Annotated in this window: 19 protein-coding genes; 18 read left to right on the top strand and 1 reads right to left on the bottom strand. The window is 45.7% G+C overall.

Going from position 1 to position 14733, the window contains the following annotated elements; all coding sequences use genetic code 11:
• Window positions 1-54: 54 nt before the first annotated feature.
• Window positions 55-342, top strand: coding sequence for a DUF5316 family protein (locus V756_RS0105585; protein WP_024713815.1), 288 nt, complete (start codon window positions 55-57; stop codon window positions 340-342).
• Window positions 343-358: 16 nt separating this feature from the next.
• Here the strand turns inward: V756_RS0105585 and V756_RS0105580 are convergent, their stop codons facing one another.
• Window positions 359-721 carry a UPF0715 family protein gene (locus V756_RS0105580; protein WP_024713814.1) on the bottom strand — a complete coding sequence of 121 codons (363 nt, stop codon included), beginning with the start codon at window positions 719-721 and terminating at the stop codon, window positions 359-361.
• A gap of 140 nt (window positions 722-861) precedes the next feature.
• Here V756_RS0105580 and spoIIR point away from each other — a divergent pair, with 140 nt between their 5' ends.
• The 17 genes from spoIIR (at window position 862) to atpD (ending at window position 14719) form a co-directional block, all read left to right on the top strand.
• Window positions 862-1536, top strand: coding sequence for a stage II sporulation protein R (gene spoIIR, locus V756_RS0105575; protein WP_024713813.1), 675 nt, complete (start codon window positions 862-864; stop codon window positions 1534-1536).
• A 66-nt stretch (window positions 1537-1602) separates the two neighbouring features.
• Complete coding sequence (locus tag V756_RS0105570; RefSeq protein WP_024713812.1) at window positions 1603-2046, top strand: GNAT family N-acetyltransferase; 444 nt, start codon at window positions 1603-1605, stop codon at window positions 2044-2046.
• A 155-nt stretch (window positions 2047-2201) separates the two neighbouring features.
• Window positions 2202-3242, top strand: a complete 1041-nt coding sequence (locus V756_RS0105565) for an L-threonylcarbamoyladenylate synthase (RefSeq protein WP_024713811.1) — start codon at window positions 2202-2204, stop codon at window positions 3240-3242.
• 77 nt (window positions 3243-3319) lie between these two features.
• The gene (locus tag V756_RS0105560; protein WP_024713810.1) at window positions 3320-3877 is read left to right on the top strand and encodes a manganese efflux pump MntP; all 558 of its coding nucleotides are present in this window, start codon (window positions 3320-3322) and stop codon (window positions 3875-3877) included.
• 75 nt (window positions 3878-3952) lie between these two features.
• Window positions 3953-4405 (top strand): low molecular weight protein arginine phosphatase, encoded by a 453-nt coding sequence (locus tag V756_RS0105555; protein ID WP_024713809.1) that lies wholly within the window; start codon window positions 3953-3955, stop codon window positions 4403-4405.
• A 161-nt stretch (window positions 4406-4566) separates the two neighbouring features.
• Window positions 4567-5016 (top strand): ribose 5-phosphate isomerase B, encoded by a 450-nt coding sequence (gene rpiB / locus V756_RS0105550; RefSeq protein WP_003221910.1) that lies wholly within the window; start codon window positions 4567-4569, stop codon window positions 5014-5016.
• 12 nt (window positions 5017-5028) lie between these two features.
• Window positions 5029-5571, top strand: a complete 543-nt coding sequence (locus V756_RS0105545) for a TIGR01440 family protein (protein WP_024713808.1) — start codon at window positions 5029-5031, stop codon at window positions 5569-5571.
• A 206-nt stretch (window positions 5572-5777) separates the two neighbouring features.
• Complete coding sequence (glyA, locus tag V756_RS0105540) at window positions 5778-7025, top strand: serine hydroxymethyltransferase (protein WP_024713807.1); 1248 nt, start codon at window positions 5778-5780, stop codon at window positions 7023-7025.
• Window positions 7026-7158: 133 nt separating this feature from the next.
• Entirely contained in the window at window positions 7159-7788 is a 630-nt protein-coding gene (gene upp / locus V756_RS0105535; protein ID WP_024713806.1) for a uracil phosphoribosyltransferase, read from the top strand.
• Window positions 7789-8208: 420 nt separating this feature from the next.
• Complete coding sequence (gene atpI / locus V756_RS0105530) at window positions 8209-8592, top strand: ATP synthase subunit I (RefSeq protein WP_024713805.1); 384 nt, start codon at window positions 8209-8211, stop codon at window positions 8590-8592.
• A 7-nt stretch (window positions 8593-8599) separates the two neighbouring features.
• Window positions 8600-9334 carry a F0F1 ATP synthase subunit A gene (gene atpB / locus V756_RS0105525; RefSeq protein ID WP_024713804.1) on the top strand — a complete coding sequence of 245 codons (735 nt, stop codon included), beginning with the start codon at window positions 8600-8602 and terminating at the stop codon, window positions 9332-9334.
• Between the two features lie 45 nt (window positions 9335-9379).
• Window positions 9380-9592: a F0F1 ATP synthase subunit C gene (gene atpE / locus V756_RS0105520; RefSeq protein ID WP_003151167.1), complete on the top strand. Its 213-nt coding sequence runs from the start codon at window positions 9380-9382 to the stop codon at window positions 9590-9592.
• A 162-nt stretch (window positions 9593-9754) separates the two neighbouring features.
• Window positions 9755-10267 carry a F0F1 ATP synthase subunit B gene (atpF, locus tag V756_RS0105515; RefSeq protein WP_024713803.1) on the top strand — a complete coding sequence of 171 codons (513 nt, stop codon included), beginning with the start codon at window positions 9755-9757 and terminating at the stop codon, window positions 10265-10267.
• Window positions 10264-10809, top strand: coding sequence for a F0F1 ATP synthase subunit delta (locus V756_RS0105510; protein WP_024713802.1), 546 nt, complete (start codon window positions 10264-10266; stop codon window positions 10807-10809). The genes atpF and V756_RS0105510 overlap by 4 nt, the downstream gene beginning before the upstream one ends.
• A 16-nt stretch (window positions 10810-10825) precedes the next feature.
• Window positions 10826-12334 carry a F0F1 ATP synthase subunit alpha gene (atpA, locus tag V756_RS0105505; RefSeq protein ID WP_024713801.1) on the top strand — a complete coding sequence of 503 codons (1509 nt, stop codon included), beginning with the start codon at window positions 10826-10828 and terminating at the stop codon, window positions 12332-12334.
• 76 nt (window positions 12335-12410) lie between these two features.
• A complete protein-coding gene (atpG, locus tag V756_RS0105500; protein WP_024713800.1) occupies window positions 12411-13274 on the top strand; it encodes an ATP synthase F1 subunit gamma in 864 nt (287 codons plus the stop codon).
• Window positions 13275-13300: 26 nt separating this feature from the next.
• Window positions 13301-14719, top strand: coding sequence for a F0F1 ATP synthase subunit beta (atpD, locus tag V756_RS0105495; protein WP_024713799.1), 1419 nt, complete (start codon window positions 13301-13303; stop codon window positions 14717-14719).
• The last annotated feature ends 14 nt before the right edge of the window (window positions 14720-14733 follow it).

Raw genomic sequence — 14733 nt, 5'->3', positions numbered from 1 at the left:
GCCGGCGAGTTGATGAATCAAGCTGTTTTAACACCAGCAAAGGGGATGTTAAAGATGAAAAAGGCCCTGACAGTAGGAATTTTGCTCATTGCGGTTGAGAGCATGGTTGGCACCATTTTTCCGGAGGCATTTTCATATGAAACGATGTTTGGCGTTGGGTCTCTCGTTTTAATTGGGCTTGCGATCATCACATCGGGTTTGGCTGTAAGCGGAAGTGATCAGCGGGCGAACTACCATTCAGAAACCAAAGAAGGCCGTACAGCCCGCTTAAAAATAGCGGCTGCTTTCTTTGTTGCAGCGATACCTTCTATTCTATGTTATTTGCTGACGGTTTTGTTCTAGTAAAAAAGGAAGCCCCTTAGGCTTCCTTTTTTTGCAATAAAACAGAATCCCATATCCAATAGACAAGCGCCGTTAATACAGCGAAAAGATAGAAAGCTGTATTTTGAAACAGAGCTTGTCCTGAAGGCTGAAGCACGCCGAAAATGACCGCGTTGGCTATAAAAGCCGCAGCAAGGTAATACAGCAGGTACAAAGGGCTGAACCGTTTCGGTTTTTTATTCATCATGAATTGAAGCGGCAGCGCGAATATCAAATAAGGAAACAGAAAATAAAATGCCATCGTGATGAGAGCGGCAATGATAAATGAATGAATATAAATAATTGAATAAAAAACCGACATCGTGAAGGCTGATAACAGCACTGTATAATTATATTTCATCTTAAACCTCCTAAAACACTATCGTACCATAAATAAGATTAACAGCTTGCTAGATTTTTTTCACCCCGTACGTTTACCGCCGGCTCTCCTTGTCCATAATAGGGCTAGAAACAAAGCACGGAGAGGAACGGTGGGGACCGATGAAAAAAACAGTAATCATTTGTATATATATCTTTCTTTTATTATCCGGAGCGCTTGTAGGGCTGGCTAAAGAAGAGACGGCACAGCAATCAGAGAATCAGCCGGTGGTCATACCGGATCAGGCGATTCGTTTGAGAATATTGGCAAACAGCGATAGTGATCAGGATCAGCAATTAAAGCGTCATATCAGAGACGCGGTGAATAAAGAAATCACAACCTGGGTAAAGGATATTACTTCTATAGAAGAAGCTCGTCGTGTGATTCGCTCAAAGCTGTCTGAAATCAAAGAAATCGCTAAGGAAACGATGAAGGAAGAAGGAGCCAGCCAATCGATATCCGTTGATTTTGACAAAATCTCATTTCCGACAAAGCTTTACGGCAACATGGTTTATCCAGCCGGTGAGTATGAAGCGATTCTGATTACGCTTGGAAACGGCGAAGGGGCCAACTGGTGGTGTGTGCTGTTCCCGCCGCTCTGCTTTCTCGATTTTTCCAACGGGGAAGCCGTCAAAGAACAAGAAGATAAAGAAGCTTCAAAAAAGCAAACAGAAAAAGTGCTTGAGGATGTAACCGCTAAAGCAGAAAAAGCCAAAAACGAAGAGAAAGAAGAAAAGGAAGACGGCACAGAAGTGAAATTCTTCTTAGTCGAATGGATTTCCGACCTTTTTTCCTAATCATCTGGTCTAAAAATAGATTTGCCTCATAGATTTGAAGAAAGAATGCAAAAACGGGGTGAACGGATGTTTTATCAACTGCGGGTGGCAAGGGAAAAGGACAGAGGCGTGCTTGAGGAATTTTTAAAACAGGCGAAAACCAATCATGAAGGCGTGAAGGAAGACTTTGCCCAATTTCTTATGCTGGAGGACGGCGAGAAAAACATTGCCGGATGTCTCGGAATTGAAAAAATAGGCTGTGATCAAGGACTGCTGCGATCACTCGTGATATCGGACAAGCTTCACCAAGGCCACATTGTGACGCTCTTTCAAAGCATGGAACTGCTGTGCGAAAAGCACCAGATCAAAACGGTATATTTAATAGCGAATCAGCATTCCTCGGCTGATTTCCTGAAGGCTATGGGATTTGAACCAGCTGAAAGCGTACCGGAAGAGCTGTTTACCTCTCATCACTTCCGTGAATCGCGGCAAACGGAAGGGGCCGTCTTGATGAAAAAAGCATCTGGATAAGTGGGGTTATACACATACTTATCCACTTCTTCATTAGCGTTGTCCACAATTTGTGGATAACGCTTGTTTTATTACAGGACATCTTTTATACTTTCAAAAGGATTACACGCGTAAAACAGTCGTTTTATTGTTGTGAATAAGGAGTTTGGTCAAAAATGAAAACGAAAAGATGGTTTGTGGATGTCATTGGCGAGTTATCCACAAATGATCCACAAATTGCACAAGCAGCTGCTTTGCTCCGGGAAAATGAGGTCGTTGCGTTCCCGACAGAAACGGTATACGGACTCGGTGCAAACGCGAAAAACACAGATGCCGTCAAAAAGATATACGAGGCAAAAGGCCGTCCGAGCGATAATCCCTTGATTGTCCACATTGCGGATATCAGCCAGCTTGACGATTTAACGGGTCCGGCGCCTGAACAGGCAAAAACATTGATGAAACGGTTTTGGCCGGGAGCTCTCACGCTCATTCTGCCTTGCAAGCCTGGTGCGCTCTCACCTCGTGTAACGGCAGGACTTGAAACGGTTGCCGTTAGAATGCCGGATCATCCGCTTGCCCTTGCGTTGATTCGTGAGTCGGGGTTGCCGATTGCCGCACCGAGCGCCAATCTATCAGGCAAGCCAAGTCCCACAAAAGCGGAACATGTCGCTCACGATCTGGACGGCCGCATAGCCGGTATTATGGACGGAGGCCCGACCGGGATCGGGGTTGAATCAACCGTGCTTTCATGTGCCGGCGACATTCCTGTTCTCCTGCGTCCGGGCGGCATTACGAAAGAACAAATTGAAGCGGAGATCGGGCCGATCCTTGTGGATAAAGGGCTCAGCGATCAAAATGAGAAGCCGATTTCTCCGGGCATGAAATATACACATTATGCGCCGACAGCGCCGCTTGCCATCTGCGAAGACGGCCCGGAGCGCATTCAGCAACTCATTCAGGAATATCAACAAGGCGGCCGACGGGTCGGTGTTCTGACGACAGAAGAAAACGCGGGTGTGTATTCCGCTGATTATGTGAAGAGCTGCGGCAGACGGGCGCGGCTTGAGACGGTTGCGGCAGGACTGTATGATGCCTTGCGCCGCTTTGATGAGAAGAAGGTGGATTTTATTATCTCGGAATCCTTTCCGGACACAGGTGTCGGTCTCGCCATTATGAACAGACTGATGAAAGCCGCCGGAGGAAGAGTGATCCGCTGAATACAGTCAGATGTTCTAACCCTTTTTGGACACGCATAGGCTAAAAAAGCGGGCGTGTCCAAGGGGGTTATTTATGTATGTCGGATTTGTTTATAGGCGAACTGATGACATTAAGCATCATGGCGTTTGCTTTAGGGATGGATGCTTTTTCTGTTGGTCTTGGAATGGGCATGGTCAAACTCAGAAAGAAGCAAATATTCAATATTGGTTTCATCATCGGCCTCTTTCACGTCATCATGCCGCTTGCAGGGATGGCGGCCGGTAACATGCTGTCAGGTCTCCTCGGCGTGTTAGCGGTTTATATCGGGGGTTCGCTGCTTTTTGTTCTTGGAGTTCAAATGCTTATGGCTTCTTTCAAACAGTCAGAAGATCGACTCATGTCGCCGGCAGGGCCAGGCTTATTGCTGTTTGCCGTCGGCGTCAGCCTTGACAGTTTTTCCGTCGGTTTGAGCTTGGGGATCTACGGATCGCATCCGCTCCTCACCATTACCCTGTTCGGGCTGTTCAGCATGATGCTGACGTGGCTGGGCCTGCTGATCGGAAAACAAGTGCAGTCGTGGCTTGGCACATACAGCGAAGCGCTCGGGGGCATCATATTAATCGCATTCGGCCTCAAGCTGCTTTTGCCAATTTAATATACCAATAAAAGAAACGAAGTCGCCGTTTCTTTTTTCTTCATATATAATAGAGAAAAATAAGGGGTGACTGACATGAATATTATTTTTGTCTGTACTGGAAATACGTGTCGCAGCCCAATGGCTGAGGCGCTTTTTAAATCAATTGCGGAAACGGAAGGGCTGAATGTCAGTGTCCGTTCGGCGGGCGTGTTTGCTTCGCCTAATGGGAGAGCGACGCCTCAAGCTGTCGAAGCGCTGTTTGAAAAACATATTGCCTTGAATCATGCGTCTTCTCCGCTAACTGAAGAGCATATGGAATCGGCTGATTTGGTTCTGACTATGACCCATCAGCATAAGCAGCTTATTGCCAGCCAATTTGCACGTTATCGTGATAAAGTGTTTACGCTGAAAGAATACGTCACAGGCAGCCATGGGGACGTCATCGATCCGTTCGGCGGCTCAATTGATATTTATAAACAAACAAGAGATGAGCTTGAAGAGCTTCTTCGGCAGCTGGCAAAACAGCTGAAAAAAGACGGCATGTAAGTTGTCAGAAAATCTGCAAACAGGTCATTTGCAAATCCTGCGTGAAGGAGTAGAATATAGTGAAAAGCACATCACATGGTGTGAATGAAAGAGCGGATAGGCAGCGCGGTCAACATAGAACATAGCGGGCGCCGCATCACACACGCTGGGAGGAAAAGCTGATGAAAGTAGCCATAGCATCGGATCATGGCGGCGTTCACATTCGAAATGAAATCAAAGAGTTAATGGACGAATTGCAAATTGAATATATTGATATGGGCTGTGACTGCGGCAGCGGATCTGTAGATTATCCGGACTATGCTTTTCCGGTGGCCGAAAAAGTGGTAAGCGGTGAAGTTGACAGAGGTATTTTAATTTGCGGGACAGGCATCGGCATGAGCATTTCCGCTAATAAAGTCAAAGGCATCCGCTGTGCGCTGGCGCACGATACATTCAGCGCCAAAGCAACGAGAGAGCATAATGACACAAACATCCTCGCGATGGGTGAACGGGTGATCGGCCCCGGCTTGGCTCGTGAAATTGCAAAAATCTGGCTGACCACTGAGTTTACCGGGGGAAGACATCAAACGCGTATTGGAAAAATCTCAGATTATGAAGAGAAAAACCTATAGGGGTGCAGTTCAATGGATGAGATCAAACAAACGTGGAGTACGATGCTGTCTGAATTTCAGGAGCAAGCGGGATTGAAACAAGATCAGCTCTTCGTCCTTGGATGCAGCACGAGCGAAGTGGCCGGCAGCCGGATCGGCACATCGGGCAGTGTAGACATCGCTGAAAGCATCTACAGCGGACTTGCTGATCTTCAGGAAAAAACGGGAATCCATCTCGCGTTTCAATGCTGCGAGCATTTGAACAGGGCGCTTGTCATAGAGGAAGAAACGGCTAAGCTGTTTATGCTTCCGACTGTTTCTGCCGTACCCGTTCCAAAAGCGGGCGGGGCGATGGCTTCTTATGCATTTAAGCAGATGAAGTCTCCCGTTCTTGTCGAAACCATTCAAGCTGACGCTGGAATAGATATAGGCGATACGTTTATCGGCATGCATCTGAAGCCGGTGGCTGTCCCTGTGCGCGTCTCTCAAAACAGTCTTGGAGCAGCGCATGTGACATTAGCGCGTACGCGGCCGAAACTGATCGGCGGAGTACGGGCGGTTTATGGGTGTGAATGAAAGGACTGCATGGCCAGTCTTTTCTTTTATTTTAAAGCGGCGGAATAAATTCCGAACTTTACTTTAAATTTAAGTCGTCAATATTCGTTTTTACCAATAAAAATTTTGATTTTTTTAAAATAATCTTTTACATCGGTCTTAAAAACCATGTACAATAGTGGTGGTAAAAACAAAGAACAGGATACGGATAGGAGAGGATCTCGCTGATGAAACATTTACCTGCGCAAGACGAACAAGTGTTTAACGCCATTAAAAATGAGCGTGAACGCCAACAGACAAAGATCGAGTTGATTGCTTCTGAGAACTTTGTAAGTGAAGCGGTGATGGAAGCACAAGGATCTGTTTTGACAAATAAATACGCTGAAGGATATCCGGGCAAACGTTACTATGGCGGATGTGAGTACGTCGATGTCGTTGAAGATATCGCTCGTGACCGCGCGAAGGAAATCTTTGGAGCGGAATATGTAAACGTTCAGCCGCATTCAGGCGCGCAAGCAAACATGGCAGTGTACTTCACGATTTTGGAACAAGGCGATACTGTACTTGGGATGAACCTCTCCCACGGCGGTCATTTAACACACGGAAGCCCAGTCAACTTCAGCGGTGTTCAATATAACTTTGTTGAGTACGGTGTAGATAAAGAAACTCAATATATTGATTACGATGACGTGCGTGAAAAAGCCCTCGCTCATAAGCCGAAGCTTATCGTAGCAGGAGCAAGTGCGTATCCTCGTGAAATCGACTTTAAGAAATTCCGTGAAATTGCTGATGAAGTCGGCGCTTATTTCATGGTGGATATGGCGCATATCGCAGGACTTGTTGCGGCAGGCCTTCATCCAAACCCTGTTCCTTACGCTGATTTCGTAACAACAACAACACATAAAACACTTCGCGGACCTCGCGGCGGTATGATCCTTTGCCGTGAAGAGTTCGGCAAGAAAATTGATAAATCCATCTTCCCAGGCATTCAAGGCGGCCCGCTAATGCACGTTATTGCCGCAAAAGCAGTTTCATTTGGTGAAGTATTGCAGGACGATTTCAAAACATATGCGCAAAACGTCATTTCCAATGCAAAACGCCTGGCTGAAGCATTAACGAAAGAGGGCGTCCAGCTCGTTTCTGGCGGAACTGACAACCACCTTATCCTTGTTGACCTGCGTTCTCTCGGATTGACAGGTAAGGTTGCTGAGCACGTGCTTGATGAAATCGGTATTACGTCTAACAAAAACGCGATTCCATACGATCCGGAAAAACCTTTCGTAACAAGCGGCATCCGTCTTGGTACAGCTGCTGTGACAAGCCGCGGTTTTGACGGAGACGCATTGGACGAAGTCGGAGCCATCATTGCGCTTGCGTTGAAAAATCACGAAGATGAAGGAAAACTTGAGGAAGCAAGACAGCGTGTAGCTGCTCTGACCGATAAGTTTCCTTTATATAAAGAATTAGACTACTAAAATCAAAAAACCCGCTCGGCTTATGGCCGGCGGGTTTTTTGACGATGTTCTTGAAACTCCATGTCTTTTTTTGTAGAATCAATAGAAGTGTGTATTTGTTGATGGGACAATAAAAAAGGAGCTGAAACACTGTATGGGAAAGGTTTATGTATTTGATCATCCTTTAATTCAGCACAAGCTGACATATATACGGAATGAAAATACAGGTACGAAGGATTTTAGAGAGCTTGTAGACGAAGTTGCAACACTCATGGCATTTGAAATCACCCGCGATCTTCCCCTGGAAGAGGTGGATATCAAAACACCGGTTCAGGCTGCGAAATCGAAAGTCATCTCAGGGAAAAAACTTGGAGTCGTTCCTATTCTCAGAGCTGGATTGGGAATGGTTGACGGCATCTTAAAGCTGATCCCTGCGGCAAAAGTGGGACATGTCGGTCTGTATCGTGATCCTGAAACCTTAAAACCCGTGGAATACTATGTCAAGCTTCCGTCCGACGTAGAAGAGCGTGAATTCATCGTGGTTGACCCGATGCTGGCCACAGGCGGTTCCGCAGTTGAAGCCATTCACAGCCTCAAAAAACGCGGTGCGAAACATATTCGTTTCATGTGTCTTGTAGCGGCTCCTGAGGGTGTGGAAGAATTGCAGAAGCATCATTCTGACGTAGATATTTACATTGCGGCACTTGATGAAAAACTAAACGAAAAAGGTTATATTGTTCCGGGGCTTGGAGATGCGGGAGACCGTATGTTTGGAACAAAATAAAAAAAGAAAACCCCTTAAAAGGGTTTTCTTTTTTATCCAGTTATTTGATATTCGGCCAGTTTGTATACAATTATAGGTGAAAATGTGAACATTCTGTGGAGGCGTACAGTATAAAAAGTTTTTTAACTTTAAACAGATTGACACTTGTTGGGGGCTATTGTATGCTAAACGAGGGTATTATGAGAAGGTTTTCATAGCTTTCAATATAGTCCTCATCCTCAATGTGAATCCTCTCAGAAAACCCGTATTATGAGGATTTATTTAAGCGAATGAAACAGCATCCCTGCAAGGCTTGCGGATGAATGATTTTTTCGAACAGGCCCGTTTTGCCGGTCAAAAAAGGTCTTCTACTAGGGTTAACCGCTGATTTTTGCCGTATCCAAGATAGACATTATTTTTTCATCAGGAGACAGATAATTGATGGACGATCCCAAGCTTACATTTAGCAGACAACGCAAATATTTATTGTTCATTTTGGCAGTGTATGTACTGGGTTATGGTTTAACAGCGTATAAACCCGTTTTTTTAGGCCTTATTCTGGGAACTGTTTTCAGTTTGTTTAATTTTTTGCTGCTCGTCAGGAGGATGAACGCTTTTGACAGAGCTGTTGAGAAAGGCAAGTCCATACGATCTCTTGGGAGCGCAGCGCGGTGGTGCAATGCGATTCTTGCTGCGGCTATCGCCTATAAAAATCCAGAGCATTTTCATATGGCAAGTACAGTTATTGGATTAATGACAATATATCCTGTCATTATGATAGATTCCTTTATCCAGCTTAAACGCTCATCAATGGAAGAGAGGTGAAAACCCTTTGAATCATGAATACAAAACTATTGAATTTCTAGGTCTTACTTTTAATCTGACAAACATTCTGATGATTACTGTGGCGAGTGTGATTGTTTTATTGATTGCTATATTGACGACAAGAACGCTTTCGATCCGTCCCGGAAAAGCCCAGAATTTTATGGAATGGGTTGTTGATTTCGTCCGTAATATTATCGGCAGTACAATGGATTTAAAAACAGGGGCTAACTTCTTGGCACTTGGTGTCACATTGCTGATGTACATATTTGTGTCGAATATGCTGGGGCTGCCGTTTTCTATTACAATCGGACATGAGCTCTGGTGGAAATCTCCGACAGCCGATCCTGCCATTACATTAACGCTAGCCGTGATGGTTGTTGCTTTAACCCATTACTATGGCGTGAAGATGAAAGGGCTCAAGGAATATTCAAAAGACTATTTAAGACCTGTTCCCTTCATGCTCCCGATGAAAATCATCGAAGAGTTTGCGAATACGCTGACTCTCGGTTTGCGGCTTTATGGTAACATTTTCGCCGGCGAGATTCTTCTCGGCCTGCTTGCGGGTCTGGCGACAAACCATTATTCGCATAGCTTCGCTCTCGGTCTTGTCGGTACAATCGGCGCCATTCTGCCGATGCTGGCATGGCAAGCGTTCAGTTTATTTATAGGTGCCATCCAAGCGTTTATCTTTACAATGCTGACGATGGTGTACATGTCTCATAAAATAAGTCATGATCATTAAAACATTATATCCAAACGGATAACATCTTAAAGGAGGAACTTTTTCATGAATTTAATAGCAGCTGCGATTGCAATTGGTTTAGGCGCACTTGGTGCAGGTATTGGTAACGGTTTGATTGTTTCACGTACGGTAGAGGGGATTGCCCGTCAGCCGGAAGCAGGTAAGGAACTTAGAACTCTTATGTTCATGGGTATCGCATTAGTTGAAGCCCTTCCTATTATCGCTGTCGTTATCGCATTCTTAGCGTTCTTTGGCTAAGCATAAAAGCCTTATATGAACTAAAAATGGCGAAGATCATTCCAAGAGAACCTTCGCCATTGCTTTATGTCTGATAAGCAACCCGCCTTGCCGGCTGAAAAGAGACAAGTGCGGCTGCTGGATCAGCAAAGAAAAACCTGCAGAAGGGAGTTGCCGTAGTAGATGTCTCAATTACCACTTGAACTAGGATTGTCGTTTAACGGCGGAGATATCCTGTTCCAACTGTTAGCTATGTTAATCTTATTAGCGCTTCTAAAGAGATACGCTTTAGGGCCGCTATTAAACATAATGAAACAGCGTGAAGACCACATCGCTGGAGAAATTACGTCTGCTGAAGAAAAAAATAAAGAAGCGCAGCAGCTGATTGAAGAGCAGCGCGTTCTTTTAAAAGAAGCAAGACAGGAATCCCAAACTCTTATCGAAAACGCAAAGAAACTGGGAGAGAAGCAAAAAGAAGAGATTGTTCAGGCTGCGCGTGCAGAATCTGAACGTCTGAAAGAAGCAGCTAGAACTGAAATCGTGAAGGAAAAAGAACAGGCGGTTTCTGCTCTCCGTGAGCAAGTAGCGTCTCTTTCTGTCATGATTGCGTCGAAAGTGATCGAAAAAGAACTGGATGAACAAGCTCAAGAGAAATTGATCCAGGACTATCTTAAAGAGGTAGGAGAGAGCCGATGAGTGGATCAGCTGTCTCGAAACGATATGCGTTAGCTCTTTTTGATATCGCCAATGAGTCCGCTCAGCTGAATCAAGTAGAAGAAGAGTTAACTGTTGTAAAACAAGTATTTCAAAATGAAAAAGCGCTTAATGATGTGTTAAACCATCCGAAGGTGCCGGCTGCGAAGAAAAAAGAGCTGATTCAGAATACATTTGGCTCTTTGTCACAGTCTGTACTCAATACGATTTTTCTTTTGATTGACCGCCATCGTGCCGCGATTGTACCTGAGCTCACAGATGAGTTCATCAAACTCGCAAATGAGGCTCGTCAAATAGAAGACGCGACCGTATATTCAGTGAAACCGCTGACGGAAGCGGAAATTTTATCATTATCACAAGTGTTTGCAACAAAAGCCGGAGTCGCTTCACTGAGAATCAGAAATGAAGTGCAGACGGATTTAATAGGCGGCATTAAAGTCCGCATTGGAAACCGGATTTTTGACGGCAGCGTAAGCGGAAAGCTTCAGCGCATTGAACGTCAGCTAGCCGGGGAAAATCGATAGAAGGGGTGAAACCTAAGTGAGCATCAAAGCTGAAGAGATTAGCACGCTGATAAAACAGCAAATACAAAATTATCAATCTGATATTGAAGTTCAAGACGTAGGTACTGTCATCCAAGTCGGTGACGGTATTGCTCGTGTACACGGCCTTGACAACTGTATGGCCGGTGAACTTGTCGAATTTTCAAACGGTGTTTTGGGTATGGCTCAAAACCTTGAAGAATCAAACGTAGGTATCGTCATCTTAGGACCTTTCAGTGAGATCCGCGAGGGAGACGAAGTAAAAAGAACAGGCCGCATCATGGAGGTTCCTGTCGGCGAAGAATTAATCGGCCGTATTGTGAACCCATTGGGACAGCCGGTAGACGGACTTGGCCCGATCCTCACAAGCAAAACACGTCCGATCGAAAGCCCTGCACCAGGCGTTATGGACCGTAAATCCGTTCATGAACCGCTTCAAACGGGTATTAAAGCGATCGATGCACTGATTCCAATCGGCCGCGGCCAGCGTGAGCTGATCATCGGTGACCGTCAAACAGGTAAAACTTCTGTTGCGATCGATTCGATCTTGAACCAAAAAGACCAAGACATGATCTGCGTATACGTTGCGATCGGTCAAAAAGAATCAACAGTCCGCGGCGTAGTAGAAACATTGCGTAAGCACGGCGCGCTTGACTATACAATCGTTGTAACGGCGTCTGCGTCACAGCCGGCACCGCTTCTGTACCTGGCTCCGTATGCTGGGGTTACAATGGCAGAAGAATTTATGTACAACGGCAAGCACGTTCTTGTTGTATACGATGATCTTTCTAAACAAGCGGCTGCTTATCGTGAGCTGTCCTTGCTTCTTCGCCGTCCGCCGGGCCGTGAAGCGTTCCCTGGGGATGTATTCTATCTTCATTCCCGTCTGCTTGAGCGTGCAGCAAAGCTTAGCGACGCGAAAGGCGCAGGATCAATTACAGCTCTGCCGTTCGTAGAAACACAAGCCGGAGATATCTCTGCTTATATTCCGACGAACGTTATTTCCATCACCGACGGACAGATCTTCCTGCAATCTGATTTGTTCTTCTCAGGCGTACGTCCAGCGATCAACGCCGGATTGTCTGTATCCCGTGTCGGCGGTTCAGCGCAAATCAAAGCGATGAAAAAAGTATCAGGAACTTTGCGTCTTGACCTTGCGTCATACCGTGAGCTGGAAGCATTCGCTCAATTCGGATCTGACCTCGACCAAGCGACTCAGGCGAAACTGAACCGCGGTGCGCGTACAGTTGAAGTGCTGAAGCAGGATCTGAACAAGCCGCTTCCGGTTGAAAAGCAAGTAGCTATTCTTTATGCGCTGACAAAAGGACATCTTGATGATATTCCTGTAGCGGATATTAGACGTTTTGAAGAAGAGTACTACATGTACCTTGACCAAAACCATAAAGACCTGCTTGACGGAATTGCGAAAACAGGAAACCTTCCTGCTGATGAAGACTTCAATGCTGCAATCGAAGGCTTCAAACGCACATTTGCACCAAGCAACTAACTCGAATGCTGATGAGAGAAAAAGGTTCTCTTTTTCTCTCTTTTTACGCAGATGAAGAGAAAAGGTGGTGAAATCTTTGGCCTCATTACGCGATATTAAGTCAAGGATCACGTCAACGAAAAAAACGAGCCAGATTACAAAAGCCATGCAGATGGTATCTGCGGCTAAGCTGAATCGTGCAGAAAATAATGCAAAATCATTTGTGCCATATATGGATAAGATTCAAGAGGTTGTGTCTAACGTCGGGAGAGTTTCCGGCAACGTGAAGCATCCGATGCTTCTCAGCAGAGAAGTGAAAAAGACGGCATATCTCGTCATTACGTCTGACCGCGGGCTTGCCGGCGCTTTTAACAGTTCGGTTTTACGAAATGCTTATCAGGCCATGCAAGAACGTCATCAATCGAAGGATGAGTATGCGGTGATCGTCATCGGAAGAGTGGGCCGTGATTTCTTTAAGAAACGTGAGATTCCGATCATTTCCGAGTTAACAGGACTTGGAGATGAAGTAACGTTTACAGAAATCAAGGATCTTGCCCGTCAAACGATTCAAATGTTTATAGACGGTGCGTTTGACGAATTGCACCTTGTTTATAACCATTTTGTCAGCGCCATTTCTCAAGAAGTGACGGAGAAAAAGCTTCTGCCGTTATCTGATTTAGGAAGCGGCGCAGGAAAGAGAACGGCATCTTACGAATTTGAACCGTCTGAAGAGGAGGTTCTGGAGGTTTTGCTTCCTCAATATGCAGAAAGCTTAATCTTCGGCGCGCTTCTTGACAGTAAAGCAAGTGAGCACGCTGCAAGAATGACGGCGATGAAAAACGCGACAGACAACGCGAAGGAACTTATCGATTCACTTTCGCTTTCTTACAACCGCGCTCGCCAAGCAGCCATCACACAAGAAATTACGGAAATTGTCGGCGGAGCAGCCGCTTTAGAATAGAAAGATTTTTGTCAGGAGGGATAGCGATGAAGAAAGGACGCGTTAGCCAGGTATTAGGACCAGTCGTCGACGTGCGTTTTGAAGACGGTCATTTGCCTGAAATTTATAATGCGATTAAAATTTCACAGCCAGCTAGTGAAAACGAAGTAGGTATTGAATTAACGCTTGAGGTCGCTCTTCATTTAGGCGATGATACAGTCCGTACAATCGCAATGGCATCTACGGATGGTGTTCAGCGCGGAATGGAAGCTGTTGATACAGGAGCGCCAATTTCTGTACCGGTTGGAAATGTAACACTTGGCCGTGTATTTAACGTACTTGGAGAAAATATTGATTTGAATGAGCCGCTTCCTGCGGATGCGAAAAAGGATCCGATTCACAGACAGGCGCCTTCATTTGATCAGCTGTCAACAGAAGTTGAAATTCTTGAAACAGGTATTAAAGTTGTTGACTTGCTTGCTCCGTACATCAAGGGCGGTAAGATCGGATTGTTCGGCGGTGCCGGTGTAGGTAAAACCGTATTAATCCAGGAATTAATCAACAACATCGCGCAAGAGCACGGCGGTATCTCTGTATTCGCCGGTGTAGGGGAGCGTACTCGTGAAGGGAACGACCTTTTCTACGAAATGAGTGACTCTGGCGTAATCAACAAAACAGCCATGGTATTCGGACAAATGAACGAGCCGCCGGGCGCACGTATGCGTGTTGCTTTGACAGGCCTTACAATGGCTGAGCACTTCCGTGATGAACAAGGACAGGATGTATTGTTCTTCATCGATAACATTTTCCGTTTCACGCAAGCGGGTTCAGAGGTTTCTGCCCTTCTTGGCCGTATGCCTTCAGCGGTTGGTTATCAGCCGACGCTTGCAACTGAAATGGGTCAGCTTCAAGAGCGTATCACATCTACAAACGTTGGATCAGTTACATCTATCCAGGCGATCTACGTGCCTGCCGATGACTACACTGACCCGGCGCCGGCAACAACGTTCGCTCACTTGGATGCGACTACAAACCTTGAGCGTAAATTAACTGAGATGGGTATTTACCCTGCGGTTGATCCGTTGGCATCTACATCACGCGCTCTCGCTCCTGAAATTGTGGGAGAAGAGCATTATGCAGTTGCCCGTGAAGTACAGTCAACGCTTCAGCGTTACAAAGAGCTTCAAGATATCATTGCGATTCTCGGTATGGATGAATTGAGTGATGAAGACAAACTTGTCGTTCAACGTGCACGCCGCATTCAGTTCTTCCTTTCTCAAAACTTCCACGTGGCTGAACAGTTCACTGGACAAAAAGGTTCTTACGTGCCTGTAAAAGAAACGGTTCAAGGTTTCAAAGAGATCTTAGCCGGCAAATACGACCATCTTCCTGAAGATGCGTTCCGTCTTGTAGGCCGTATTGAAGAAGTTATTGAGAAAGCAAAAGAAATGGGTGTAGAAGTTTAATCTGGTCCTAGGAG

It is taken from the genome of Bacillus tequilensis KCTC 13622 (genome assembly GCF_000507145.1).
In the GTDB taxonomy this organism is placed as follows: domain Bacteria; phylum Bacillota; class Bacilli; order Bacillales; family Bacillaceae; genus Bacillus; species Bacillus tequilensis.
This window is presented reverse-complemented; position numbering and strand designations above follow the sequence as displayed.

Excerpts from the sequence above, each read along its gene's own strand:
- V756_RS0105510 (WP_024713802.1), top strand. The coding sequence starts at position 10,264 with ATGAGTGGATCAGCTGTCTCGAAACGATATGCGTTAGCTCTTTTTGAT.
- V756_RS0105555 (WP_024713809.1), top strand. The coding sequence starts at position 3,953 with ATGAATATTATTTTTGTCTGTACTGGAAATACGTGTCGCAGCCCAATG.
- glyA (WP_024713807.1), top strand. The coding sequence starts at position 5,778 with ATGAAACATTTACCTGCGCAAGACGAACAAGTGTTTAACGCCATTAAA.
- atpD (WP_024713799.1), top strand. The coding sequence starts at position 13,301 with ATGAAGAAAGGACGCGTTAGCCAGGTATTAGGACCAGTCGTCGACGTG.
- V756_RS0105570 (WP_024713812.1), top strand. The coding sequence starts at position 1,603 with ATGTTTTATCAACTGCGGGTGGCAAGGGAAAAGGACAGAGGCGTGCTT.
- V756_RS0105585 (WP_024713815.1), top strand. The coding sequence starts at position 55 with ATGAAAAAGGCCCTGACAGTAGGAATTTTGCTCATTGCGGTTGAGAGC.
- V756_RS0105565 (WP_024713811.1), top strand. The coding sequence starts at position 2,202 with ATGAAAACGAAAAGATGGTTTGTGGATGTCATTGGCGAGTTATCCACA.
- atpE (WP_003151167.1), top strand. The coding sequence starts at position 9,380 with ATGAATTTAATAGCAGCTGCGATTGCAATTGGTTTAGGCGCACTTGGT.
- V756_RS0105580 (WP_024713814.1), bottom strand. The coding sequence starts at position 721 with ATGAAATATAATTATACAGTGCTGTTATCAGCCTTCACGATGTCGGTT.
- atpI (WP_024713805.1), top strand. The coding sequence starts at position 8,209 with ATGGACGATCCCAAGCTTACATTTAGCAGACAACGCAAATATTTATTG.
- atpF (WP_024713803.1), top strand. The coding sequence starts at position 9,755 with ATGTCTCAATTACCACTTGAACTAGGATTGTCGTTTAACGGCGGAGAT.
- V756_RS0105560 (WP_024713810.1), top strand. The coding sequence starts at position 3,320 with ATGTCGGATTTGTTTATAGGCGAACTGATGACATTAAGCATCATGGCG.
- upp (WP_024713806.1), top strand. The coding sequence starts at position 7,159 with ATGGGAAAGGTTTATGTATTTGATCATCCTTTAATTCAGCACAAGCTG.
- V756_RS0105545 (WP_024713808.1), top strand. The coding sequence starts at position 5,029 with ATGGATGAGATCAAACAAACGTGGAGTACGATGCTGTCTGAATTTCAG.
- spoIIR (WP_024713813.1), top strand. The coding sequence starts at position 862 with ATGAAAAAAACAGTAATCATTTGTATATATATCTTTCTTTTATTATCC.
- rpiB (WP_003221910.1), top strand. The coding sequence starts at position 4,567 with ATGAAAGTAGCCATAGCATCGGATCATGGCGGCGTTCACATTCGAAAT.